The 23528-nt window shown below is 70.2% G+C and carries 23 protein-coding genes and 2 pseudogenes; 12 read left to right on the forward strand and 13 right to left on the reverse strand.

From position 1 onward, the window contains the following. The coding region (locus AB0J76_RS48595) for an IS5 family transposase (RefSeq protein WP_364394194.1) at positions 1-445 on the forward strand (445 nt) is incomplete at its 5' end. Positions 446-920: 475 nt separating this feature from the next. Here AB0J76_RS48595 and AB0J76_RS48600 read toward each other — a convergent pair. Next, positions 921-1943: a hypothetical protein gene (locus AB0J76_RS48600; protein WP_352328439.1), complete on the reverse strand. Its 1023-nt coding sequence runs from the start codon at positions 1941-1943 to the stop codon at positions 921-923. Beyond that, positions 1940-2362, reverse strand: coding sequence for a PadR family transcriptional regulator (locus AB0J76_RS48605; RefSeq protein WP_352328438.1), 423 nt, complete (start codon positions 2360-2362; stop codon positions 1940-1942). The genes AB0J76_RS48600 and AB0J76_RS48605 overlap by 4 nt, the downstream gene beginning before the upstream one ends. Positions 2363-2431: 69 nt before the next feature. On the opposite strand from AB0J76_RS48605, the gene AB0J76_RS48610 reads away from it, so the two are divergent. From AB0J76_RS48610 to AB0J76_RS48620, 3 genes are all read left to right on the forward strand, one after another. After that, positions 2432-4201, forward strand: a complete 1770-nt coding sequence (locus tag AB0J76_RS48610) for a hypothetical protein (protein WP_352328437.1) — start codon at positions 2432-2434, stop codon at positions 4199-4201. A gap of 309 nt (positions 4202-4510) precedes the next feature. Beyond that, positions 4511-4897, forward strand: a complete 387-nt coding sequence (locus AB0J76_RS48615; protein WP_352328436.1) for a hypothetical protein — start codon at positions 4511-4513, stop codon at positions 4895-4897. Continuing rightward, a complete protein-coding gene (locus AB0J76_RS48620; protein WP_352328435.1) occupies positions 4894-5400 on the forward strand; it encodes a hypothetical protein in 507 nt (168 codons plus the stop codon). Before AB0J76_RS48615 ends, AB0J76_RS48620 begins: the two co-directional genes overlap by 4 nt. Here the strand turns inward: AB0J76_RS48620 and AB0J76_RS48625 are convergent. From AB0J76_RS48625 to AB0J76_RS48650, 6 genes are all read right to left on the reverse strand, one after another. Continuing rightward, complete coding sequence (locus AB0J76_RS48625) at positions 5310-5663, reverse strand: hypothetical protein (protein ID WP_352328434.1); 354 nt, start codon at positions 5661-5663, stop codon at positions 5310-5312. The two genes, AB0J76_RS48620 and AB0J76_RS48625, sit on opposite strands and share 91 nt — an antisense overlap. A gap of 15 nt (positions 5664-5678) precedes the next feature. Beyond that, positions 5679-5972 (reverse strand): hypothetical protein, encoded by a 294-nt coding sequence (locus AB0J76_RS48630; RefSeq protein ID WP_364394200.1) that lies wholly within the window; start codon positions 5970-5972, stop codon positions 5679-5681. Positions 5973-6205: 233 nt separating this feature from the next. Continuing rightward, positions 6206-8227 (reverse strand): sugar-binding domain-containing protein, encoded by a 2022-nt coding sequence (locus AB0J76_RS48635; protein ID WP_352329275.1) that lies wholly within the window; start codon positions 8225-8227, stop codon positions 6206-6208. A 31-nt stretch (positions 8228-8258) separates the two neighbouring features. Further along, positions 8259-9101: a carbohydrate ABC transporter permease gene (locus tag AB0J76_RS48640; RefSeq protein WP_352329273.1), complete on the reverse strand. Its 843-nt coding sequence runs from the start codon at positions 9099-9101 to the stop codon at positions 8259-8261. After that, positions 9101-9964 carry a sugar ABC transporter permease gene (locus AB0J76_RS48645; protein ID WP_352329271.1) on the reverse strand — a complete coding sequence of 288 codons (864 nt, stop codon included), beginning with the start codon at positions 9962-9964 and terminating at the stop codon, positions 9101-9103. Before AB0J76_RS48645 ends, AB0J76_RS48640 begins: the two co-directional genes overlap by 1 nt. Further along, a complete protein-coding gene (locus AB0J76_RS48650; protein WP_352329269.1) occupies positions 9964-11325 on the reverse strand; it encodes an extracellular solute-binding protein in 1362 nt (453 codons plus the stop codon). The genes AB0J76_RS48645 and AB0J76_RS48650 overlap by 1 nt, the downstream gene beginning before the upstream one ends. Positions 11326-11448: 123 nt before the next feature. On the opposite strand from AB0J76_RS48650, the gene AB0J76_RS48655 reads away from it, so the two are divergent. Next, the gene (locus tag AB0J76_RS48655) at positions 11449-12459 is read left to right on the forward strand and encodes a LacI family DNA-binding transcriptional regulator (RefSeq protein ID WP_352329267.1); all 1011 of its coding nucleotides are present in this window, start codon (positions 11449-11451) and stop codon (positions 12457-12459) included. A gap of 130 nt (positions 12460-12589) precedes the next feature. Then, entirely contained in the window at positions 12590-13120 is a 531-nt protein-coding gene (locus tag AB0J76_RS48660) for an IS5 family transposase (protein ID WP_364394206.1), read from the forward strand. A 257-nt stretch (positions 13121-13377) separates the two neighbouring features. On the opposite strand, the gene AB0J76_RS48665 is transcribed toward AB0J76_RS48660, so the two are convergent. Together AB0J76_RS48665 and AB0J76_RS48670 are read right to left on the reverse strand one after the other, a co-directional pair. Continuing rightward, positions 13378-14322, reverse strand: coding sequence for a hypothetical protein (locus AB0J76_RS48665; RefSeq protein ID WP_352331206.1), 945 nt, complete (start codon positions 14320-14322; stop codon positions 13378-13380). Positions 14323-14781: 459 nt separating this feature from the next. Further along, positions 14782-16197 (reverse strand): hypothetical protein, encoded by a 1416-nt coding sequence (locus AB0J76_RS48670; RefSeq protein WP_364394209.1) that lies wholly within the window; start codon positions 16195-16197, stop codon positions 14782-14784. 323 nt (positions 16198-16520) lie between these two features. Between AB0J76_RS48670 and AB0J76_RS48675 the strand changes: the two genes are divergently transcribed. The 4 genes from AB0J76_RS48675 (at position 16521) to AB0J76_RS48690 (ending at position 21102) form a co-directional block, all read left to right on the forward strand. Beyond that, the gene (locus AB0J76_RS48675) at positions 16521-17558 is read left to right on the forward strand and encodes a tyrosine-type recombinase/integrase (RefSeq protein ID WP_352329224.1); all 1038 of its coding nucleotides are present in this window, start codon (positions 16521-16523) and stop codon (positions 17556-17558) included. Between the two features lie 810 nt (positions 17559-18368). Then, entirely contained in the window at positions 18369-18854 is a 486-nt protein-coding gene (locus AB0J76_RS48680; protein ID WP_352329226.1) for a MarR family transcriptional regulator, read from the forward strand. 297 nt (positions 18855-19151) lie between these two features. Next, entirely contained in the window at positions 19152-20132 is a 981-nt protein-coding gene (locus tag AB0J76_RS48685) for a zinc-binding dehydrogenase (protein ID WP_352329228.1), read from the forward strand. Positions 20133-20196: 64 nt separating this feature from the next. Further along, entirely contained in the window at positions 20197-21102 is a 906-nt protein-coding gene (locus AB0J76_RS48690; RefSeq protein WP_352329230.1) for an NmrA family NAD(P)-binding protein, read from the forward strand. A 132-nt stretch (positions 21103-21234) separates the two neighbouring features. Here AB0J76_RS48690 and AB0J76_RS48695 read toward each other — a convergent pair. Continuing rightward, a pseudogene (locus tag AB0J76_RS48695) lies at positions 21235-21339 on the reverse strand (helix-turn-helix domain-containing protein); the annotation flags it as partial. Between the two features lie 30 nt (positions 21340-21369). On the opposite strand from AB0J76_RS48695, the pseudogene AB0J76_RS48700 reads away from it, so the two are divergent. Both AB0J76_RS48700 and AB0J76_RS48705 read left to right on the forward strand, forming a co-directional pair. Continuing rightward, positions 21370-21573: pseudogene (locus tag AB0J76_RS48700) on the forward strand (SDR family NAD(P)-dependent oxidoreductase); the annotation flags it as partial. A gap of 37 nt (positions 21574-21610) precedes the next feature. After that, entirely contained in the window at positions 21611-21859 is a 249-nt protein-coding gene (locus AB0J76_RS48705) for a hypothetical protein (protein WP_352329232.1), read from the forward strand. Positions 21860-21866: 7 nt separating this feature from the next. Here AB0J76_RS48705 and AB0J76_RS48710 read toward each other — a convergent pair whose 3' ends face one another. Further along, on the reverse strand, positions 21867-22730 hold the full coding sequence (locus tag AB0J76_RS48710; protein ID WP_364394215.1) for an aminoglycoside phosphotransferase family protein: 864 nt from the start codon (positions 22728-22730) through the stop codon (positions 21867-21869). A gap of 377 nt (positions 22731-23107) precedes the next feature. Beyond that, complete coding sequence (locus tag AB0J76_RS48715) at positions 23108-23503, reverse strand: cupin domain-containing protein (protein ID WP_352327966.1); 396 nt, start codon at positions 23501-23503, stop codon at positions 23108-23110. Between the last annotated feature and the right edge of the window lie 25 nt (positions 23504-23528).

Here is a 23528-nt window from a genome sequence, read left to right on the forward strand (position 1 = left end):
CCACCTGTCGGCGGACGGCCGATGCCGGACGCTGTCGCTGGTCCTGACGCCGGGCCAGTACGGCGACAGCCCGCAGTTGGAGCGGGTGCTGCGGGCGGTGCGGGTCCCTCGCCTGGGGCCGGGACGCCCGCGTACCCGGCCCGACAGCGTGGCCGCGGACAAGGCGTACTCCTCGCGCGCCAATCGCGTCTACTTGCGACGCCGTAAGATCCGCCACACCATCCCCGAACCACGTGACCAGCGCGCCAACCGCATCCGGCGCGGCTCCGCCGGGAGACGGCCCACCGGCTTCGATGCCGAGCGCTACAAGGCACGCAACATCGTCGAACGGGCCATCAACCGGTTGAAGAACTTCCGGGCCGTGGCCACGCGCTACGACAAGCGCGCCTACATCTTCCTCGGCACCGTCACCCTGGCCGCCCTGATTATCTGGCTCCGAACCTGATCCAAGAAACAGCTCCTAGCCCTGTATGAGGAAGCCCGCAACGGCCGCTCCCGAGACGGAGCCGCCCCGGTCACCGGCAAGGACGTCGAGGCCGCCCTGACCGCGGCCGTCGACGCCCGCGTCGCTGCCGAGCTCGACGAGCTGTGCCTGCTGCACACGGCCCGGGTCCACGGCCGCTCTTGGGAGCAGATCGCCACCCTGCTGTCCTCCGGCACGGCCGTCGGGGGCATCACACCCGACCAGGCGCGGCACCGGTACACGGAGCTGAAGAAGCGGCACCCCACCGACATCATCCTGCGCGCCAGCGCCGCTCCTCTCGACACCCCGATTGGCGCTCCGGCCGACCCATGAAGTTCGACGAGCGCCGTGAGGGGTGTTCACGAGAATGCCTGGCTTGGGACGATGCACATGGACTGAAGATCGCTTCCCGCGTGCACCATGATCGTTTCCCGGCACTTGGCCTCCAGGCGGCTTGCTAGTTGCGGCCTCGAAGTGGAAGTTGGACTGGGCGGGGCAGGGCGCGCAGACTTGCAACGGTCAGCACCAGGCAGAGAATCAGCAATGCCGAGCACTGGATGATCAGAGTGATGGTGTACGGCTGCATGGGGCCGGCGGCACCGAGCAGGAAGAGCGGTGAGCGAGCCGCGGCTATCGGCAACGCGACGACAGCGAGGGCCAATCGCCAGGCCGGTCGGGTCTTGCGCGTCAGGCTTAGCAGGCCCGCGATCAAGAGCGCCGCTGCGGTCACACTGTGCGGATCGATCCAGCCGGCAATCCACATGGTGGGCTGACTGGGTGCGGCAGCCGTACCCCAAGCGTTGGTGAAGGCGAGCGCGATGGCAATGTATATCGCGGCCAGGCTCAAAGGCAGGGCGGAGAGCTGTGGGGAGCGCCGCACCGGCGCATCCCGATGGTATGCGGTCAGCAGCGCCGCAACGGGCACTACAATGACCAGCACGTAGGGCCCGGAGTCGATGACCGACCGAGGCCAGGTGAGAATGTCGATCCCGAGCATGACCAGCACGTACGTCAGCCCCAGACCGCCCAGGAGCTTGGCTGCCCGCACTTTGCCGAGCGTGAGCGCGGCGAAGGCGGCGATCCAGACCAGGCTCTCCACTATCGACACGAGTTCCGACGCCTGTCCGCCGGGCGCGATGAGCGGCGATTGCCCCGGTCGATAGCCGAGGGCACGCAGCGAGAAGACTATGGTGATCCAGCTGATCGCGGCCTGGTAGCCCAGCCCGAGGAGAGCGGCCAGCCTGACCGCGTCACCGACGGCGCGCGAGCGGGGGGCAGCGCCGATACCGCCAAGCCTGATTCTGATCGCCAGTGCGGCGATGGAGGCGACCTCGCCCCAACTCGGTCGCGCGCTGTGCCCGTCATCATCTGGTCCAGCGCCTTGGAGGAAGGCCTCGACCATCTCCTCTTCGCGCTCGGCCCTGTAGAAGGCGGGCAGCATCTTGAGGATGAAGCGGTAGCGCTGCTCCAGGAGAGTCACGCCGGACCTCCGGCGGTGGAGGGCCGGATTCCGGAACCGCGCCGGTGGGCGCCGAGGCGTTCGGCAGCGATGTGGAGAGTGCCGGTCAGCCTGGCGAGCTCCCTCGCGAGCGCTTCTGCCCCGGCGTCAGTGATGCGGTAATAGCGGCGCAGGCGTCCCGAATACGCTTGCTCGTGGTCGAGTTCCACCAGGCCGTCGGCAGCCAACCGGTCGAGCACCCCGTACAGGGAGCCGATCTTGAGCTGCACGCTGCCCTCAGACAGCCGGTCGACTTCCTGCACGATCCCGTAGCCGTGTCGCGGCTCGTCGAGGAGTGCTGTCAAAGCCAAGAACATCGGCTCCGTCATAATCACCTTGCCATCATAACCTGTATGGCAGGATATGACAGTAGGCAGGTTAGGAGTGGCGTTCTGCAGCATGGCGGCAGTCTGCGGCAACGTCTGGGCAGCACGGGTTTACTGCAGAGCTGTTTCGGTCTTCGTTTGGTAGTGACTGCCAGCACCACCCGAGCCCGAGCCACCCGGCCCCGGCCACCCGCCAAGCAGACGGCACAGATCCCCGATGCCGTCGTCAGCCACTACGCCCGGCTGCTGGACGACTCCGGCATCATGGCGTTGATCCACGCCGAGCTCGGCCCACGCCCCGGACCGGCGAGAGTGCCGATCCGGGCGGTGCTCGTCTGTCTGATGGTCTCGATCCACCACAGCGGCAAAGCCACCCTGACCGAAGCCTGGCGGCTGTCCGCCTTCTGCCTCTCTGCGGCCGCCCGACAGCAGCTGGGACCGGACACCGACCGGCCGCCTGCCGACGATCCGCATGCCTGCCTGGCTGACAATCGGCGTTTCTATCGCGCCCCCGACCGGCTCACCAGCCTGCTGGACCCGGCCCGGCACGACCGTCGCACACGCCTGCCTCAGCACGAGGCCGACCTGCTCGCCACCGCCCGGGAAGACGACGATCCCGACCACACCCGCAAGCGGGACCTGCTGCAAGACCTCGTCACCGCGCTCGTGCTCACCCCGGCCCGCTGGAGCAAAGGCCGCGGCTACCTGGCAGGATTTGGCGGCGACGTCGGCATCGACACCACCGCCGCCCCGGTCTTCGCCCGCCCGCCCCGAGCTCGCCGCTCCACCGGCGAACTGATCGCCCCCACCGAGATCACCGCAGGCTGGCACCACTCGGCCGGCAACGACCCGCCCGAGTACGGCTACAGCGCCACCCTCACCGTCGCCGCCCGCACCCGCTCGGCACTCGGCCTTTTCCCGCAACTGGCGCTCGGCCTGGTCCTCGACACCCCGCACAAACGCATCGGCGCCAATGCCATCTCCACCCTCAAGCTCCTGGCCACGCTCGACCTTCCTACAGCCTTCGCCGTCGTCGACCGTGCCTACACCGACCAGCAACCCGCCCATTTCGCCCAGCCCGCACGCGAACTCGGCTACCGACTCGCCCTCGACTACAAGGCCGACCAGCGCGGAGTGCAGGGCAGTGCCCACGGCGCCCCGCTCATCGACGGCAGCCTCGCCTGCCCGCTCCTCCCCGACAGGCTCGCCCAGGCGACCACCGGCCTGGACGACGCCGCCATCCGCGCCCCGTCGGAGGAACTCACCGCGTTGATCAGCGCGCGGGAGCCGTACTTGCTGCGCCTCAAGCAGAGCCCGAACACCAGCGGCACTGTCCGCTTCCAATGCCCGGCAGCAGGCACCTCCCCCTCGGTCACCTGCCCCCGCTTCGACCGCCTCCACCAGCGCGGGCCCAGCCGTCCCACCACGGTCGACCTGACCGACGCTCGGCATCGAGCCGCTCACCCGGCGGGGAAACCCCGCGTCCTGCCCCCGAGTCCCGACCACAAGCCCGGCGAACTGCCGAAGATCTGCCGCCAGCAGACCATCACTGTCAGCAAAGGCGACCTGGGCCATCTCGACAAATTCCGTCAGGATCTGCCCTACCTCAGTCCCGCCTGGATCGGGACCTACAAGTCCGTCCGCGCCAACACCGAGGGGATCAACGGCAGAGTCAAGGGACATGACCTCGACCTCGGCGACCCCAAGAACCGGCTCGCCCACGGCCGCGTCGCCCAGACCATCTTGGCCGCGCTGATCGTCGCCGTCGCCAACGACCACTTCCTCGACCACTGGCGCCACACCCAGCAGCCTCCAGACGAGCCCGACACCTCGGCCGACGTCGTCGAAATCCCAGCAGATCAGGTCGACCGCACGCCGCTCCCGGGTCGGAGCAGGCCACCACCTATCCCATAAGCCGCAATTCAGATCACCCTGTCGCAGCACCCAGCCCGGCGTCGGCTTCGCCATGCCCAACGACGCGAACTCGGTCCTCGACCAGCGGTCTGACACCACCTGGACCTTCCCGGGCACCTGCTCCGCAGCTCTCAAACCAGGACGAACCCGATTCGGAAACCCCTGAAACGACGAGATCCCGCCCGATCGTGATGATCAGACGGGATCCCGTCAACTTCAGTCCAGCCGTTTCAAGAACGGCCCCGTGAGGCGCTGCGCAGGCTCGTCCAACGCTAGGGGGATGATGCCGAGCGCGAGCAGGCCACCCGCATGCAGTCGCACTACTGGGTGGACCCCCAGCGGGCGGTATCCCTAGTGGCCCTGGCCTTGGAGGAGGAAGCCAACTTCGGCCGCCGCCTGCTCGGCTACGACTCGATCAGTGACGCGGACGTGGACGCGGCCCTCATGGCGGTCGTCGACGCCCACACCGCCGCCGAGCAGCGCGAACTGATCGTGTTGCACTCCGCCCGTGCTCGCGGCCGCACCTGGGAACAGATCGCCGAGCTGCTGAGCCACAGCCTGCCCGCTCCCACTGCCGTAACCGCGGCCCAGGCCAAGGCCCGGCTTGGGGCGTTGCGTAAGAAGTACCCCTACACGGCCGGCCGACTGCCCCGCACGGTCACCAGCACCCCCACCGCCCTCTCGGAGCCGTCATGACCAGCTCGGCCCCCGCGCCCGGCCCAGCCGCTGTTCCCGGCGCCGAGTTTCACGCAGCACTGCCCGAGCTGCGTACCCTGAGCGAAGCGCTGTACGGCGCACTGTCGCAGCCGATGAACCAGGCCGACCCGTACGCCGAGATCGCCTGGCAACTGGCCAAAGCTCTGGCGTTCCTGCTCAACGCTGCCGACCGGTCCGGCGACCGCGCGGCGCTGCTGGAGGGGCTGGGCCAGGTCAGCGACTCCACCGCCACTGCCGCCTTCCGTGCCCGTGCGCTGCTGGCCGCCGGCGTGCCCGTGCTCGCGCTGGCCACCGGCCGCGCCGCTGATCGCGAGAACCGCACCGCGCTCGGCGACAGCCTGACCACCCGCGTCACCGCCGAGCTGCTGACCGCCGACGAGCACGGCGACAGCTACGGCGGCCCGGGTGACGTGATCGACGGGATCTTGACCACGATCCGCACCAGCCCGTCGGGGCGCTCGGCGTGCCAGGCAAACCTGTAGACCGCTTCGTGGATCTCCTTGTCCGGAAGTGAGCCGTCGGCTGCCGCCTTCTCGAGACGTACGACGATCTCCGCCGCCTGCCGGCTCATGAAGGCCCGGTCGTGTTCCTCGCCCTCCTCCAGGTGGGAACGCATCGACCGTTGCGCCCACACGACCAGGCCGACCACCGTGAGCGCCGCGAGCAGCAGGACGACGATGACGCCGGTCAGCAGCTTCGGCAAGCAGCCGACCGGCGTCGCCTCTGGCTCGTCGAGGTCCAGCACGTTTTGACGTTACCTCTATGAGCCCTTGTAGCCGATGGCGCTCACCACGTTCTGCACCGCGGTGGCGTACCCCGTCGTGCCGGCCGCCCTGGGATGGAAGGACTCCCGGCTCAGGCAGAACGTGCTGTTGCTGATGCAGAACGGCGTGGCCAGGTCACCCTTGTGGAAGTCGCCGTCGCCGTTGGGCCCGTTGACGATCGCGTTGATCCATTCGTCCGCGTCACAGGCTCCGTGACCGGAGAAGGTCGGCACCGGGTGGGAGTAGGCCACCTTGACCGGGATCGGCGAGCTGGCCAGCTTGCCCACCATGATTCCCCGGTCCCTGTGCCGGTCGCCGCGCCCGCCGGGGTGGTGGTCAGCGCGACGGCGACAGCCGCTCCGGCCACCACCGTGGCCAGGGCGGTCAGTGCCGCCTTCGAGGTGTGCATGGGGGTGCCCTTTCCGCGAGGGGGAACGCGGCGTCATGCTCGGTCGCCGCGTTACCGCCCGTCAATGCGAGGGCCGCCCTCACCCCTTCTGAAGTGCGGGAACGTGTGAAACTTTCACGCCTTGGGATCGTCGCCGATGACCGGGTCCGTGTGCGTGTCCACGTCCACGGCCGAGCGGGCCACGACCGCTCCCTCGCTGACCAGGGCGACGTGCAGGCGGCCGCTGGTCCAGCCGTCCGGCAGCGCGGCGCGTACCTCGGCGGGGGAGCCGAGCAGGAACGGCTTCGCCTCGGCCCACGGGCCCGCCGCCCCGGGATCGGCGGGGGCGGGGCCGAAGACCGGGGTCCAGGCGGTGTGCAGATGGCCGCCGACCGGCTCGCCGCCGTGGTGCGAGACCCGTACGGGCACCGCGACCTCGCCCGACGCGCTCAGCAGGTCGCGTCCTGGCGCCACCGGGACGACGTCGAGCACCAGCGTGGTCGTCGCGTTCACGTGGGCCGGCTCCACGCCGGCCAGGTCCTTGGCGCGGCGCTCGAAGTCCAGCAGGCCGGCGGACTCGTGCTCGACGTCGTACAGCTCGGTGTAGACGTAACCGGCCAGACGGTCGTGGCGGCGCAGCTCCTGGGTCTGCCAGCGCAGGTGCCAGGCGCGTTCGACGCAGGTGAAGCCGCCGCCGTACTCGCTGTTGAGGTTGGGCAGGCCGCGCAGCGGCTGGGACGGTACGCCGGCGAGCTTCTTCCGCACGACGAAGTCGGGGCCGAGCTTGACCGGGAAGTCGTCCTGCGCGCCGTCGAGCAGCGCGGCGACGGTCTTCCCCCAGGAGGCGGCGGACTCGTCGTAGTAGTGCCAGTCGAGCAGGTCGGTCTTCACGTGCGCCCAACCGGAGTCGTCCACGGCGGGCCTGGTCGGGTCGAGGGCCTTGAGCAGGTCGTACGCCCTGGCCACCGCCTCCTGCTTGGCCGGGTCGCCCGGGATGTCCCAGTCCAGGCCCCACTCCTCGTTGTACAGGCCCCAGATCACGACGGCGGGGGAGTTGCCGTCACGCTCGGTCATGGGCGCGATCTGCTCCTCGAACGCGGCCACCGACTCGGCCGAGAACCGCCCGGTCGCGGCCGGCTCGGCCCACACCAGCATGCCCATCGTGTCGGCGTGGTGGACGAAGCGCGGGTCCTCCAGCTTGAGGTGCTTGCGCACCAGGTTGTAGCCCGCCTCGGCGGCGAGCTCGATGTCGCGCCGCAGGGCCGCGTCCGACGGCGCGGTGATCCCGGTACGCGGCCAGTAGCCCTGGTCGAGCACGCCGCGCACGAACAGGCGGCGGCCGTTGAGATACAGGTCCTCGCCGACCGCCTCGATGCGCCGCAGGCCGGTGTACCCGGTCACGCGGTCGACGCCGTCCTCGGAGACCAGCTCGGCGTCCACGTGGTACAGGTACGGGTCCTCGGGCGACCACAGGCGCGGGCTCGCGATCGGCAGCCTGGCCGTGGCGGTCCCGTCCGTGACCTGGGTCTCCACGGTCTGGCCGGTCTCGCGTACGGTCAGCCGCAGGGTGCCCGTACCCGACGTCCTGGCCGCCACCTCGACGGCGTCCAGCTCGTACGAGGGCCGCAGCTTCAGCGCGGTCAGATGGGTCGCGGGCCGGCACTCCAGCCACACGCTCTGCCAGATGCCCGACGACGGGGTGAAGCACACGCCGTCGAAGTCGTCGCGCGGGATGCTGCGCTGCTTGCCGTGGGCGAGCTCCCGCTTGTCCAGCGGCGCCGACACCCGGACCACGACCTCCTGCTCGCCGTCGCCCAGCGCGTCGGTCACGTCGGCCTCGAACGGCGTGTAACCGCCCCGGTGCCGGGCCACCTCGACGTCGTTGACCCACACCGCGGCCTCGTGGTGCACGGCCCCGAAGTGCAGCACGACCCGGCCCGTCCACTCGGCTGGGACGGTGAACCGGCGGCGGTACCAGGCGAGCGGCAGCCAGTGCGCCTCGATGCCGGACGCGGCGGTCTCCCAGGCGAACGGCACGGTGATGGTCCGGTCCCAGTCCGGCTCGGTGTCGGCCCGGAAGTCCCAGTCGCCGTTGAGGCTCGACCAGCTGTGCGACCGGTCGAAGTGGGGCCTGGGGTATTCCGCACGGGGCGTCATGGTGTTCCTTTCAGACAAAGAGGGGGCCAGGTCAGCCTTTGACGCTGCCGGCGAGGATCCCGTTGATGAAGTGCCGCTGCAGCAGTACGAAGATCACCAGCAGCGGCAGCAGGGCGATGCTGCCCGCGGCCAGCAGCTCGCCCCAGACGGTGGCGAAGTCGGCGCCCACCCTGTTCCCGGTGACGTTCTGGGCCAGCGTGGACAGCACGACCTGGAGGGTCTGGTGCGAGGTGTCGTTGACGGCGACGACCGGCCAAACGAAGTCGTTGTAGACGTTCATGGTGGTCAGCACGGCCAGCGCGGCCAGCCCCGGCCTGATCACCGGCAGCACGACCTTGGCGAAGATGCCGAACTCGCCCGCGCCGTCCACCCGCCCGGCGTCGATCAGCTCGTCGGGGATCGCGGCGATCGTCTGCCGCATCCAGAAGATGCTGAACGCGTCGACGCTGCCGGGCAGGATCAGCGCCTGGTACGTGTTCACCCAGCCCAGCGTGCTCATCTCCAGCAGCAGCGGGATGACGAGCACCAGCGTCGGCAGCATCAGGGTCAGCATGACCACGCCGAACAGCAGGTTCTTGCCGGGGAAGTCGTACTTGGCGAAGGCGTAGCCGGCGAGCGGGCAGAAGAACATCGTCATCGCGCCCTTGACCACCAGCACCAGCGCCGTGTTGGCGAAGCCGGTGCCGATCGGCACGTCGGCGAACATGGCCCGGTAGTTGTCGAGGGTCAGCTCGCCCACCGACAGCGGGCTGGTGATGATCTCGGCGGCGGGCTTCAGCGACGAGCTGACCGCCCACCAGATCGGGTACAGGAACGCGAGGGCGAGCAGGGTGAGCACCGCGTACTGCGCGATGCCCGGTCTGGTCTGGTTCATCACACCTCGTCTTTCGGCCGCAGCATCCTGGTCGCGGCCAGGGACAGCCCGAAGACCAGCAGCACGAGCAGGAACGAGTTCGCCGAGCCGGTGCCGAGGTCCGACGCGGTGATGTGCTCGTACAGGTAGAGGCCGGCCGTGGTGGTCGAGCCGTACGGGCCGCCCTCGGTCACGACGTACGGCTCGGCGAACATCTGGAAGACGGCCAGCGTCTGCACGACCACCAGGAAGGCCATGCTCCTGCGCACCAGCGGCACGGTGATCGACCAGAACTGGCGCATGCGGGACGCGCCGTCGAGCGCGGCGGCCTCGTACACGCCGCCGGGAACGGCCTGGAGCCCGGCGAGCAGGATGATGATCGCGAACCCGGTCGTCTTCCACAGGAACAGCAGCGCGAGCGTCGGCTTCGACCACGCGGTCGAGGTCAGCCAGGCCACGTCGGGCAGCCCCACCAGGTTGAGCACGTGGTTGACCAGCCCGTAGTCCTGGTCGAACACCACGATCCACACCTGGGCCATCGCGACGAGCGGCGTCACGAACGGCGCGATGAACGCCACCCTGAACAGCCCGCGCAGCCGCAGCTTGGCGTTGGCCAGCAAGACCGCCCCCGCGAGCCCGGCCACGATCTGGAGCGGCACGATGAGCAGCCACATGATCGCGCTGTTGCCGAGCGAGGCCCAGAAGTCGGGGCTGGTCAGCAGGTAGACGTAGTTGCCGAGGCCGACCCAGTGGGCCTCGCCCGCGCCGCGCCAGCGGGTGAAGCTGAGCTGCAACGCGAACAGCAGCGGATAGACCCCGAACGCGGCGAAGACCGCGAAGAACGGCGCGACGAACACGTACGGGGTGAGCCGGACACGTCTCATCAGGACCGGTCGATCAGGTTGCGCTGGATCTTCTTGGCCGAGTCGGCGATCACGTCGTCGGGCGACATCTTGCCCTCGATCAGGCGCTGCAGGTTGTCGCCGAGGTAGTCGACCGACTGGGCCCACCAGACGGGGATCGGCGCGGCGGCCGGGATGGTCGCGGCGGCGTCCACGGCGACCTTCCACAGGTCCTGGCCGCCGAGCGCGTCGATGGGCTTGAACAGCGGCTTGGCCTGGGCCGGGGTGTAGCTGGGGATCGAGGTGGACAGGCCGCCCGGGTAGACGTCGTTGGGGCCGTACACGGCGGTGTAGCCGGGCTCCTTGAAGCACAGGAACTCGTACAGCAGCCAGGCGAGCTCGGGGTTCCTGGCCTTGGCCGGGATCACGAAGCTGCTGCCGCCCATCGCGCCGCTGCGCGCGCCGCCCGGCGTCCAGGCCGGCAGCGGCGCGGCCCGCCACTTGCCCTTGGTGGCCTTGAGCAGCTGCTGCGGCGCGAACGACCACCAGATCGCCCACGGCACGAACACCTGCTGCCCGCTGTCGAGCGTGTTGACGTCGGCCGCCTCCAGGTACGGCGCGTGCGTGACCAGCCCGTCCTTGACCGCCGTCTGGATCCAGGTGAAGATCCGCCGGTACTCGGCCGAGTCCAGCCGGAGCTTGCCCTGCGCGTCGGTGAGGCTCGTGCCCTGCTGGTTGGCCAGCATCTCCAGCCAGAGCTGGCCGAGGAACGGGCTCTTGTCCAGGTGGATCGGCCGGGTCTTCGGGTCCTTCTCGCGGATCGTGCGGGAGGCGGTCAGCAGGTCGTCGTACGTGGCCAGGCTCGCGGGGTCGACGCCGGCGTCCTCCAGGATGTCCGCGCGGTACCAGAGCAGCCCGGGGTCGAGATCCCACGGCACGCCGTAGATCTTGCCCTCGACGGTGTTCACCGACAGCTTGTACGCCGACGTCTGCTCCCGGTACGGCGCGATCAGGTCGGTCAGGTCGAAGAGGTGCTCGGCCTGACCGCCGATCTTGGCGTCGTCCCAGAAGCTGCCGTCGGGCACGTCCGTGCCGCTGATCAGGGTGTTGGCCAGTTTGGCGTCGATGTCGACGGCCAGGTGGTTGACCTTGACCCCCGGGTACGCCTGCCGGAACTTGCCGATGGCGGCGTCGAACACCTTGAACAGGTCCCCCGACCGGTTCCAGATCGTGATCTCGCCCTTGGCCGCCGTCGACGCCGACGCGGTGGGTCTGGCCAGTTTGCTGGGCCCGGTGCTCTGGCCGCCGGGCGCGCAGGCGGCGAGCGCGCCGGTGGCGGCGAGCGCGCCGACGCCGAGTGCTCCCTTGAGGAAACCGCGACGGTCGATCGGGGGTGTGGACATCGATAACTCCTCGGCCTTTGAAGGCTCTGCAACGATGCAGACATCATGCATACTTCTCTGCAACGATGCAATACTGGGTTCGGGATCTTCCCAGTCACCCTCGGTTGGAGGTATAGGAGACGCATGGCCGGTCCTACGCTGCGCGACGTCGCCAAACGAGCGAACGTGTCGATCCGCACGGTGTCCAACGTGGTGAACGGATACGCGCCGGTCTCCGACGAGCTGCGGACCCGCGTACAGGCCGCGCTGGACGAGCTGGACTACCGGCCCAACCTCATCGCCCGCAACCTCAAGCAGGGGCGTACCGGGATGATCGCCCTGGTCGTGCCCGAGCTGGACGTGCCGTACTTCGCGGAGCTGGCCCGCGAGGTGATCACCGCGGCCCGCGCCCACGGCTACGTCGTGATGATCGACCAGACCGACGGCGACGGCGAGCGGGAGCGCGAGCTGCTCGGCCGCGAGTCGCGCGCCACCATGTTCGACGGCCTGCTGCTCAGCCCGCTCACGATCTCCGCCGACGAGCTGCGCGCACGCGGCAACAAGACCCCGATCGTGTTACTCGGCGAGCACATCTTCAACGGCAGCTTCCCGCACGTCGCGATGGACAACGTGGCGGCCGCCCGCGACGCCACCGCCCACCTGCTGAGCCTCGGCCGCCGCAGGGTCGCGGCCATCGGCGACCAGCCGTACGCGACCGGCGAGACCGCGCAGCTCCGCACCGCCGGGTTCCGCCAGGCGCACGCCCGCATGGGCCTGGAGGTCGACGAACGGCTGATCGTCTCGACCCCCCACTTCCACCGCCGCCGCGGCGCCGAGGCCATGGAACGCCTGCTCGCCCTGCCCGAGCCGCCCGACGCCGTGTTCTGCTACAACGACCTGCTCGCCCTGGGCGCGATCAGGGCGCTGACCAGGGCCGGGCGGAAGGTGCCCGACGACGTCGCGGTGATCGGCGTCGACGACATCGAGGAGGGCCAGTACAGCACGCCGAGCCTCACCACGGTCGCCCCCGACAAGGGCGTGATCGCCCGTACGGCGGTCGACACGCTCATCGAGACCATCGCCGGCACGGCCGGGGCCCCCGCCGAGATCGTCGTCCCGCACCACCTGATCGTCAGGGAGAGCACGGCGGGGTAGGAGCGGGGGTGGTGCCGGGGGAGGTCCGGGTTCTCGCGCCGCGGGGTAGTGCCAGGGCTAGGGCCTGTACGGAGTTGAGATCAGAGGGATTGCCTGCGGTACGGCCGGTGACCCTGGCAGGCCATCGAACATGGCGCGTGGAGACCTCACCGACGAAGAATGGTCCTTGATCGAGCCTCACTTACCGCTGGGTGAGCGGGGTCCGATCCCGGATCTGCGACGGCTGTTCAACGCGGTGATGTGGCGGTTTCGTACCGGCAGCCCGTGGCGTGACCTGCCGAAGGAGTACGGGCCATGGTCCACCGCCTACGACCGGTTCCGCTCCTGGGCGCGGGACGGCGTGTTCGAGCAGCTGATGCAGGCCATGATCGCCGAGGCCGCAGCCCGGGGACAGGCCGACCTCGACCTGGTCAGCGTCGACTCCACCACCGCCCGCGCCCACCATCATGCCGCCGGGATGGTCTTGGACGGTGAGCTGAGCGCAGCCCTGGAAGAAGCCGCCCGGCAGGAAAGGGGGCTACGCCAAAGGGGCAAAACGCCGCCGACGGCGACCCCGGCGACGAAGAGAGCAGGGACAACGACGACAACGACGACGGGGACGACGGGGACGACGGGAGGAACGAGCGGCGACGGCTGCGACGCCGATACCTGTTCCGGCTGAAGGCCGCCAAGCCTGGATGCTGCGTCCGCCAGGTAGTCGAGAACAGCCGTGCCGACCCCGGAGTTCCCGAACGGCGGAGGCACGCCGGAGCAGGCCTCCGTCCCGCTCTGGCCCGGCAGCCCGATGGTTCGCGCCGTCCACGCCTCACCAGTCAAGGACACCTCGGTGGGCGTGATCCACCTTCTGCCTCGGCCATCGAACTGAGTGCCTGGCACTGCGGCTCTACTGAGGTTCGCCCAGTTCAGCGGCGGGGTCTCCTATGAATCGGTCCAGCGGACCGGGTGACCAGATGGATGCGTGGTGAGCCAGGTCCCGTCCCCGAGAGGGCGGATGTCGTAGGAATGCTCCCCGCGCGCGTCGAGCTCGGCTTGGACTTGGCCAGAGCGCGCATCGACGCGGTAGTGGTGGATCCACTCCTGCTCGTCCTCGGTTTCGCCAGCGATGGTGACGATGACGGTGTCTGGGCTCAGGTAGCCGCCGCACCATTCCACATAGGCCTCGTCCGGGTCGTGTCCGAAGGCGTCGACCGAGAGGGTGAACGCCACCCCGCCTTCGGGGTAGGCGTGGACGGCGATGTCAGCCTGGTTGTGGTCAACGGTCATGAACTGGCGGCCATCGGGCGACAGGTCGATGAGGCATCGATCGTCCCAGGGGTAGCAGAAGAGATCGATCCCGGCCTTGGTCAGTGAGGCGCGGTAGATGACCGAACCGTCCTGTCCTTCTCCCACGTTGAGGAGGACTTGACCGCTCGTCCCGTGCAGCAGTTGCACTCCGCCGTGCCCGACGGTCTGCAGATCCGCCTGCGCGATGACCGCTCCGGACCAGGCGTCCAGGGCTACCCACTGGTCGGGTCGGTCACGGCCGGCCATGGCGTCAGGGCGGTAGACCCACACCACGCGTCCATCGAACGACAGCACACAGCCAGGCTCGTGTCGGTATCGCTGGACTGACTCTGGTTCAAGCCCAGACCGCCAGACCTCGGCTCCGTCCGGCGTCACGCACACGACCGCGTTCAGAGTCGTGTAGTAGACACGCTGAAAGTCAGCGGCAATTGCGTGGTCGATGACGTCGTCCCCGGGAGACGGTGGACAAATCATGGCGGGTGACAGCACGCCGCTGGCCTTGGCAGCCAGGTCGTAGACGCAGATGCGTCCGTCGACGAGCCGCGTGATGATCTGGCGGGGGTGCCGTGATTCAGCCATGCCCGGAGGTTAGTGCCCCCCAAGCACTTTCACGGCAGCTGCTCCCTTGGCTGCCCCACCTGCTGCCAGGCCTCCCGGTATCACCACATCCGATCGGCCCAGTCGCCGCATCATCGCAACGTCCTCTTCCAGCGGAGAACACAGCCACGGCCTGGGCCACCGCGGCGCTCCTGGCCGGCGGCCTGCTCCTACGGATGCGCGACGCATAGCCGCCAACCGGATCCTGGGCCAGCAAGTGGGCCCGAACGCCCCGAACACGACCCGGCCGCACTTCGCGGGCACCCCTGACCTTCACAGGGATTCCTCCGCTGATCCCGCTCCCCTTGGCAGCGGTCCAGTGACCGCCCGAGCTCATCGTGACCGAGGCCCTGCCGGAGCATCCAGCCAAGTTACTCCCAGGTGCCGCCAACGGCTGTTCGCCGGTTCCTCAACCGGGAGCGGCGGGGTGTGCCAGGGCACTCACGATCGCGGCGAGGAGAGGGCCAGCAGCGCGGCGGCCAGGGCCCGGCCGTGGGCCGGAGCGTGCTCGCCGTCGCCCACCCGGATCTGCCGACCCTGGTGGTGCAGCACCACGGCGCCGTCCGGCTGCCGGGCGACGACGACACCAGCGCCAGGCACCGTCACGCCGCGCACGCCTTCACCGAGGTCGCCGCTGAGGTCGGCCAGGTCGGGCAGCACCAGCCCGGCGGCTGTCTGGGCGGCGGCCAGCCGGTCACGTAGTTCCCGCACCTGTTCGGCGTCGCGTTCACGTTCGGCCTGGGCGGCGCGGGCCTGCTGTTCGGCGGCCACGGCGCGCTCGCGCTGGAGATCGCGGTCGGTGCCGGCCTGGCGCAGCTCGTCCTCGGCGCGGGCCTGCAGCCGCGCGGCGGCGGCTTCTCCCTGCGCGGCGACCAGGGCCAAACGCGCCTCGGCCGCCTCCTGCCTGGCGGTCTCGGCGCGGCCTTCGGCGGTCTCGGCCCGGGCCTGGGCCTGGCGGCTGTCGTGCTCGGCACGCTCGCGGGCGAGGTCGGCATCAGCGGCCGCGGCCCGCAGGGTCTCGGCGAGCCGGGCGTGCGCGTCCGCCGCAGCGCGCAGCCGGTCGAGCTCGCGCCGGGCCTCCTCCAGCAGGGCGGCAGTCCGTTGCTGCTCGACCTCGGCCTGCTCACGCTCGCGTAGCGCGTCGTCGCGGGCCTGCTCGGCCGCGCCGCGGGCGCGTTCGTGCTCGGCGACCTGAGCCCAGGCGTCGCGGGCGTCGGCCTTGGCCGCGTCGACCTTGCTGTCGGCCTCCTGCCGGACGCGGCGCTGCTCCCGTTCGGCGGCCCCCTGTTTTTCCCGGGCGGCTTGGGTGCGGCGGTCGGCCAGCTCGGCACGGGTGTCGGCCTCGTTCTTCTCGCGGCGCGCCTGCGCGGCGTCGGCGCGGGCGGCTTGGGCCTGCGCGATCGTGTCGGCGACGGCTTGCTCCAGGTCGGCGCGCAGCCCGGCCGCCGCGGCGGCGATCTGGTCGGCCAGCGGCCCGAGGACGGCCTGGGCCTGTTCCAGGCGCACCTGACCACTGTCGCGGGCGGCGGCGGTCTCGGCCGGGACGCGCTCGCGGTGGTAGCGAGTGCGGTGGTCGGGGCTGCAGTCCAGCGCGTCGGCGCGCTTGCCCGGCGGCAGGGCGCCGCCGCAGTACCGGCAGGCCCGTCGGCCGGCGGCGCGGGTACGCGCGGCGCGCTCGGCGGCGACTGCCTCCTCCACTCGGCCGGACAGCGGCTCCGGCACCACTCCCCCGTCCGCGACGTCCGCCGCGGGACCAGGATCGGACAGTTCGTCCACGGACGGGACCCCGAGCCGTCCCGCGATGGAATCCCCCGCGCTCTGCCCTGCTGATCCCGCCGGCTCCTCACGTTCATTCACGCCAGGAAGCCCATCAGAATCGTTTCCTTCTCGTATCCGTATCCGTTTGAACGGATACGGATACGACTAGAAACAACGTTCGACTATCTCACACAATTCAAGTTGTGTGAGATACGATGATCGTCGGCCGTCTGAATGAGAGTTCTCATCTTTCTGACCTGGGGTTTTCTCACCTACTGTCAGCGGGATTCCCACCTGCTGTCAGTGGCGTGATCCGCAGCCGATGCCCGCCACTCCTCCCGCCTCCCCGGAGATCGGCATCTTCAGATCTGGTTAGCGATAAGCTCACTTATCGCTAACCAGAGTTGATCATGGAAAACCATATGGGTGCTCCCGAACGGCTCCCGGAGCGCGCCCCCGCGCCGCCCGCCGCCCCGGATGAGCACCTCCTGGAGGGCCGCACAACCCGACTGGTCGAGGAGGGCCTGGCCGCCAACACCCGCCTTGCCTACGCCCGCGACTTCGGCGCCTACGCCACCTGGTGCCGGTCCACCGGCGGCACCCTGTTGCCCGCCACCCCTGCGACCCTGGCCAACTACGTCGCCCACCTGGCCGCCCAGCAGTACGCCCCCTCCACCATCGACCGCGCGCTGGCCTGCGTGCTGGCCGCCCACGACCACGCCCAGCTCGCCAAACCCGCCACCACCGCGGCCCGGCTGGCCCTGCGCGCCTACCGCCGCGAACGCGCCCAGCAAGGCCACCGCCCCCGTAAGTCTCCGCCGATCACCGTCGACCGGCTGCGCGCGATGGTCGACGCTCCGCCCGACGGCACCCCTGCAGGACGCCGCGACCGCGCCGTCCTGGTGCTCGGCTTCGCCCTGATGGGCCGCCGCTCGGAGATCACCGACATCGACATCGACGACCTCACCTTCACCGCTGACGGCCTGGAGCTGTACGTCCCGTTCAGCAAGACCGACCAGGACGCCCACGGCGAGATCGTCGCCATCCCCTACGGCCAGCACCCGCGGACCTGCCCCGTCCGGGTGACCCGCGCATGGCTCGCCGACCTGGCGGACGCCGGTGTGACGACCGGGCCGCTGTTCCGCCCGATCGACCGGCACGGCCGCATCGCCGCCCGCACTCATCCCGTCGCCGGGCGCGGCCGCCGTGAACGGCTGACCCCGCAGTCGATCAACTTGATCGTCAAACGGGCCGCGGCAGCCGCCGGCCTCGACCACGCCGATGCCTACACCGCGCATGGCCTGCGCGCGGGCGGCGCCACCTCCGCCGCCAAGGCCGGTGCGCCCATGTCCGCGATCACCCGTCATGGACGCTGGGGCGACGGCTCCCCCGTCGTTGCCGGCTACATCCGCCAGGCCGACAAGTGGAACGACAACCCCCTGCACGGCATCGGACTATGAGACCGGCGGCCGCTGTCGGCCTATCGGTATCGTGGCGCCTGATCGACTTTGAGCCACCTTGCTGTGCGGGCAACGCCTGCCAGTGGTCCTCGCTCTTGAACGGCTGCCGGAGCCACCCATTCTGGACTGCGCTGTGTGACTGCGCGGCCAGCTCGGGCAGCCGGCATCTCCGCGAGCAAGCCGCTGGCGGTGGTGGCTGTCACTGATCGCTCTGCAAGGAGCCCGGCTTCGCCGAGGCGAAGAGCCGCGATGCGGACGGCACGCCGCCGCCTGTTCGGGAGCAGGTCGAGACACTGCTCAAGTGCGATAAAGAGCTCCTGGATCGTGTCACCTGCTGCGATCGCCCAGAGCGCAAGGGCCCACTCGGCCTGGGAGTGGTCGTCGTCGCAGCTGTCGAGCCAGGGGGCGAGTTCGTCGAACATCGCGCCTCCCCAGGCGTTGAGAGAGATGATTCGCGCAGGCACGAACCTTAGATCAAGCCCGGCTCCGAGGGCCGAGGCAGGCCCGGCTTGCGGTTCCCGCGTCCGGGATGCCTGAAGGCGGCCGAGGGGCGGGTGCTGAGGCCCACCCGAGCGGTACGCCCTGAACAGTTGACCCGGATCCTGGTCGCTGCGGCCACGCCTTCAACGTCATCTGCCCCTCCCTGCCCAACTGCTCACCTCATCGGGTGCGGCTCCCCGGTTGTACCGGTTACGCGATTGCCGGGGTGGCACGGGCGTCCTGACATCGACGGCCCATGCACTTGCATCCAGTTCCCCCATACGACATAGTTGGTTTTGCCAAACCAACCATTTCGGGGACGGTGTGAGGATGGAACACGTGTCGGCAGGCAAGGACGGCCGCTCCCGCCCGCAACGTGAGGCCGTCGACGGCGTGGCGGCAGCGCTGGCCGCGGTGGGCAACTGGATGTTCTCCCCGGCCACGCGACGCAAGATCATGGCCGCCTCCGGGCTGGAGCTGTCCCTGGGCGACTACACCCTGCTCGCCCAGGTGTCGCTGCACGCGCCGGTACGACTGTCGGTCCTGGCGGAGCTGATGGAGGTGGACAAGTCCACACTGTCACCCCCGGCCAAACGCCTGGAGTCACGCGGCTTCATCGAGCGGCGGCCCGATCCGGCCGATGCCCGCGCACAACTGGTGAGCGTCACGCGGGCGGGCAAGCTCGCCATCAGCAAACTCTGGAAGGCGCGCACGGCAGCGGTCGCCGCCCTACTGGCGGAGTGGGAGCCGGCTGACGTCGAGCAACTGGCCGCGGGCCTCGGCGCGCTCAGCGAAGCGATCAAGAAGGGGCAATGAGCCCGTCACGGTACCGTCGTCTCGCCCGCGTCGCGACGTAGACCTGCGGCCACGCAGAAGTCCGGGCACAGAGACGTCCGGTGCCGCCGCTGCTCCACACCCTCTCGGCTCGTGGCTTCGTACTGCCGCACGCCACCGGCCATCCTCGACACGTGGCCGCACCTCCATCGGCCCAGGCCAGGGCTGTCGTGGTTGCCCCCGGCTCCCGTCTTGCGTGCCCGAGCGCGACGTGGCCGTCTGCGGGTCCCCCTCGTCGCGCACTCCCCTACTGCCTTTCCATCAAGGAAGTGATGTCACATGCATGCCGTCGTGCTGCACGAATTCGGCCCACCGGCACACCTGCGCATCGCGGACGTCCCCACGCCAAGGCCGACGGCAGGCGAGGTCGCGGTGCGGGTGGCCGCGATCGGCGTCCAGTTCCTGGAGACCCAGGTCCGGGCGGGGACGATGCGCGGCGCACTCGGCGGCGCGCCGCTTCCGGTGATCCTCGGCAAGGAGATCGCCGGGCTGGTCGCCGAGGTCGGCCCCGGCGGCGATACCGCGCTGATCGGCGCGCGGGTCCTGGCCAGCACGACGGGCCTGGGCGGATACGCCGAGACCGCCGTCGTGCCCACCGGCTCCCTCATCCCGGTCGGCGACGGCATCGACCTGCCCGAGGCGGTCGCCCTCTACCGGTACGGCGTCACGGCCCAGGGCTTGATCAGCGCGGCTCGCGTGAGCGCCGGTGACCGGGTCCTGGTGCTGGCGGCCGCGGGTGCTGTCGGCACGGTCCTGGTGCAGCTGCTCAAGCGGGCCGGGGCGACGGTCGTCGCGGCGGCGCGCGGGGAGCACAAGCTCGCGCTGCTCGGCAAGCTGCGCGCCGACCACGTGGTCGACTACACGCTCCCCGGCTGGACGACCCAGGCTCGTGACGCCGCAGGCGGCTCGATGGACGTGGTCTTCGACCATGTCGGCGGAGCGCTCGGCCGCGAATCGTTCGACCTGCTCACACCGGGCACCGGACGCCAGATCACGTTCGGCTTCTCCAGCGGCACGCCGCTGGAGGTCCGGCCCATGGAACTGCTCGGCCGGGGCCTGACCCTGACCGGGTTCAGCGCGGGTCTCCTCTGGAGCAGGCCCGCCCTCGCCCGCGACCTGGTGACCGAGGTCCTGGAGCTGGCCGCGGCCGGGCAGCTCACACCGGTGATCGGCCAACGCTTCCCGCTGGAGCGGGCAGCCGACGCGCATGCCGCCATCGAGGCGCGCGGCACCGTCGGCAAGACCCTGCTCATCCCCTGACCGCATCCCTGAAACGCCCCCTTGGGGCGAACGTTCACAGCAGTTACCAGCAAGGAGTCCCTCCATGATGTCCTCTTTCCCCAAGATCTTTGTGGCCGGTGCCACCGGGCTGCTCGGCGGCCAGATCGTCCGAGCCCTTCTCGACCAGGGCGCCCCCGTACGGGCCCTGGTGCGACCCGGCACCAGCGAGGAGAAGAAGAACTCCCTCATGCGGGACGGCGGCTTGGAGCTGGTCGAGGGCGACATCACCGATCCGCCCGAGCAGCTGGCAGAGGCCGTCGGCGACGCCACGACCGTGATCTCGGCCGTCCAGGGCGGCCCCGAAGTGATCGTGGACGGGCAGGCCAACCTCGTGCGCGCCGCGGAGAAGGCCGGCGCCCAGCGGTTCATCCCATCCGACTTCGCCTTCGACCTGACCAAACTGGACGATGGCGACAACTTCATGATCGACTGGCGCCGGCAGGCCGCCACCGCACGCGCCGGCACCCGCCTGGACGTGATCTCCGTGCTCAACGGGGCCTTTTATGAGGTGATGACCGGCTTCATGGGGCTGATCGACTGGCAGCAGGCCACCCTGTCCCACTGGGGAGACCCCGACCAGCCGCTCGACCTGACCTCGGTGCCCGACACCGCCGCCTACACCGCCGCCGTCGCCCTCGACCCGGCCGCCACCGGAACCCTGCGCTTCGCCGGCGAGGTCATGTCGATGCGCCAGTTCCACGACGCGGTCCAGCGCGGCTCCGGCCGGACCCTGCGACTGAGCCACCTCGGCACCGCCGACGACCTGCGCGCGGAGATCACCCGTCAGGCAGCACTCACCCAGAACCCGTTCGACTACGTGGCGCTGCAATACCAGTGGTGCATGGTGACCGGCAAAGCCAAGTTCGACAGCCTGGACAACGCCAGATACCCGAACGTCACGCCCCAGTCGCTGACCGACTTCGTACGCGCCACCACCCCCGCGCACTGACGCGACGCAAGCCGGTACGCGGTCACAACCTGCGGCGGACCGCGTACCGGCAACACACAGCCACGGTAGGTCGGCGTGCTCGCCCTCCGGGTCCTCGGGAGCCGAGCAGGCGTCGTGGATGACGGCGCTGAACAGCTCGTCCTTTCCGTCGAAGTGGCGGTGGACGGTCTTGATCGACACGCCCGCGGCCTCGGCGATGTGGTGCATCGAGGTCTCGGCGTAGCCCGTGTCGAGGAACGCCTCGCGGGACCGGGCTCCGCGCCGGACGTGCGCCGCCTCGACCTGACCGACCCCGGCTCGATGCGGGCGTTCGCCGAGCGCCTCCGCGCCGGCCTCGGCCGCCTCGACGTGCTGGTCAACAACGCGGTCCTGATGGCGCCGCCCCGCACGCTCACCGCCGAGGGCCACGAGCCGCAGTTCGCCGCCAATCACCTCGGCCACTTCGCGCTCACCGGCCTGCTGCTCGACCTCCTCGCCAAGGGCGACGACCCGCGCCTCGGCCGGCCTGGTGAAGCTGCTGTTCGGCCACCTTCTCGCGCCCGGCGCCCAGCCTCCCGCGCAGGGCGCGCTCCCCCAGCTCCACGCGGCCACCGCGCCCGGCGTCGAGGGCGGCGAGTTCATCGGCCCCAGCGGTATGGCCGAGCTCCGGGGCGCTCCCGAGCGGGTCCGGCCTGCCCCCGCCGCCGCCGACCCCGAGACCGGCCGGCGATTGTGGGAGCTGTCGGAACGCCTGACTGGTGTGCGGTTCCCCGTCTGACCCGCCCCTAGCCGGCCAGGGCCTCGGTGATCTGACGGGTGGTCTGCGCGGCGACGCGGGGATTGACGGCCGCGTACGTGACGTAGGCGTTCAGGCCGGTGGCGAGGGCCCAGCCGCGGCCCCGGGCCCAGGTGGCGTCGTCTACGCCGAGCACAGCGCGGAAGGCGGCCCGGCTCGAGAGCGTCATCAGCGTGAAGGCGATGGTCAGGTCGCAGGCCGGGTCGCCGAGGCCGAGCCCGCCGAAGTCGATGACCGCGCTGAGGCGGCCGTCGGCCGTCAGCAGGTTGCCGGTGTGGAAGTCGCCGTGGAACCAGACCGGGGGACGGTTCCAGGCGGGGGCGGCCAACGCCGCGTCCCACAGCTCGGTCATCGCGGCGGCGTCGAACACGCCCGCGACCCGGGCGATGGCCGCCCGCGTGTCGCGGTCGCGGTCGGCGAGCGGCCGGCCCGAGAGCCCCTCGCCCGGGACGGCGTCGGGGGTGAATCGCTGGAGGGCGGTCAGGAAGCCCGCCAGCGTGACGGCGGCCTCGGACGAGCCGGCGAGCGCCTCGACGGTCGCCGGCTCGCCCTCCAGCCACTGCGACACCGACCATCGCCACGGAAACCCCAAGTCTGGTTGCCCCACGGCCACCGGCACCGGGACGGCCAGCGGCAGGTGCGGCGCGAGCCGGGGCAGCCACTCGGCCTCCTTCTCCGCCTGCCCGACGGCGCCGTCGTGGCGGGGCAGCCGCACGGACAGCTCCTCGCCCAGCCGGTAGATCACATGGTCGGAGCCGGCCGGGTCGAGCAGCTTCAGCGGCAACCCGGCCCACTGCGGGAACTGGGTGTCGACCAGGTCCCTGGCCAGCGCGTCGGTGATCTCGGGGGTCACGGTCTCTTCCTCCGGTCGGTCACATCGGCGGTGTGCGGTGGGCCCAGGGCCGGGCCCGTTCGAGCTGGCCACCACGATCCGGGCGCGCTGAATTCACTCACCGGGAGCGTGCCGGGCACCGGCCAACCAGCGCACACCGCGTTCTTCCCTCTCATCGCACGGAGCCCGCGCGAACAGTAGCTTCGGCATGGCGGAACTTCCTGTCATGAGAGTGCCCCTGCCCGAGGCTTCTGGCCAAAGGCACTCTCACGCCCTTTCGAGGAACGCAGCACTAGGGCCGCGAGCCGCCACCTGAATCCGAGATTCAACCGGTGATACGGCCCACGCTTGAGCGAGCGGCCGGCTGAGCGGCGGTTGAGGGGCACGCCCGGCTGCCGTCAGAGGTCGAGCGCGTACCCTGTCGTTGCGTCGACGTGGTCGGGGATCGGGGCGTGGCGGTCGCCGACCGACGGCGTCCCGGTGGGCTCGAACAGGAGGATCGCGGCTCCGGTGGGAGCGGACGGCTTGTGTTCCGTGCCGCGAGGGACGGTGAACGCCGCGCCCGTGGGGAGCCGGACCATGCGCTCTCCACCGGATTCACGCAAGGAGATGTACAGCTCCCCGTCGAGCACGAGGAAGAACTCGTCAGTGTCATCGTGGACGTGCCAGATGTGCTCGCCCTCGACCTTGGCAACGCGTACGTCGTAGTCGTTGACGCGGGTGACGATGCGGGGGCTCCACAGGGCGTCGAAGGAGGCCAGAGCCTTGCTGAGGGCGATGGGTTCATTGCTCACGCGTCAATCCTGGCCGATCGGGCAT

The organism is Nonomuraea sp. NPDC049624 (genome assembly GCF_040675255.1).
Classification (GTDB): domain Bacteria; phylum Actinomycetota; class Actinomycetes; order Streptosporangiales; family Streptosporangiaceae; genus Nonomuraea.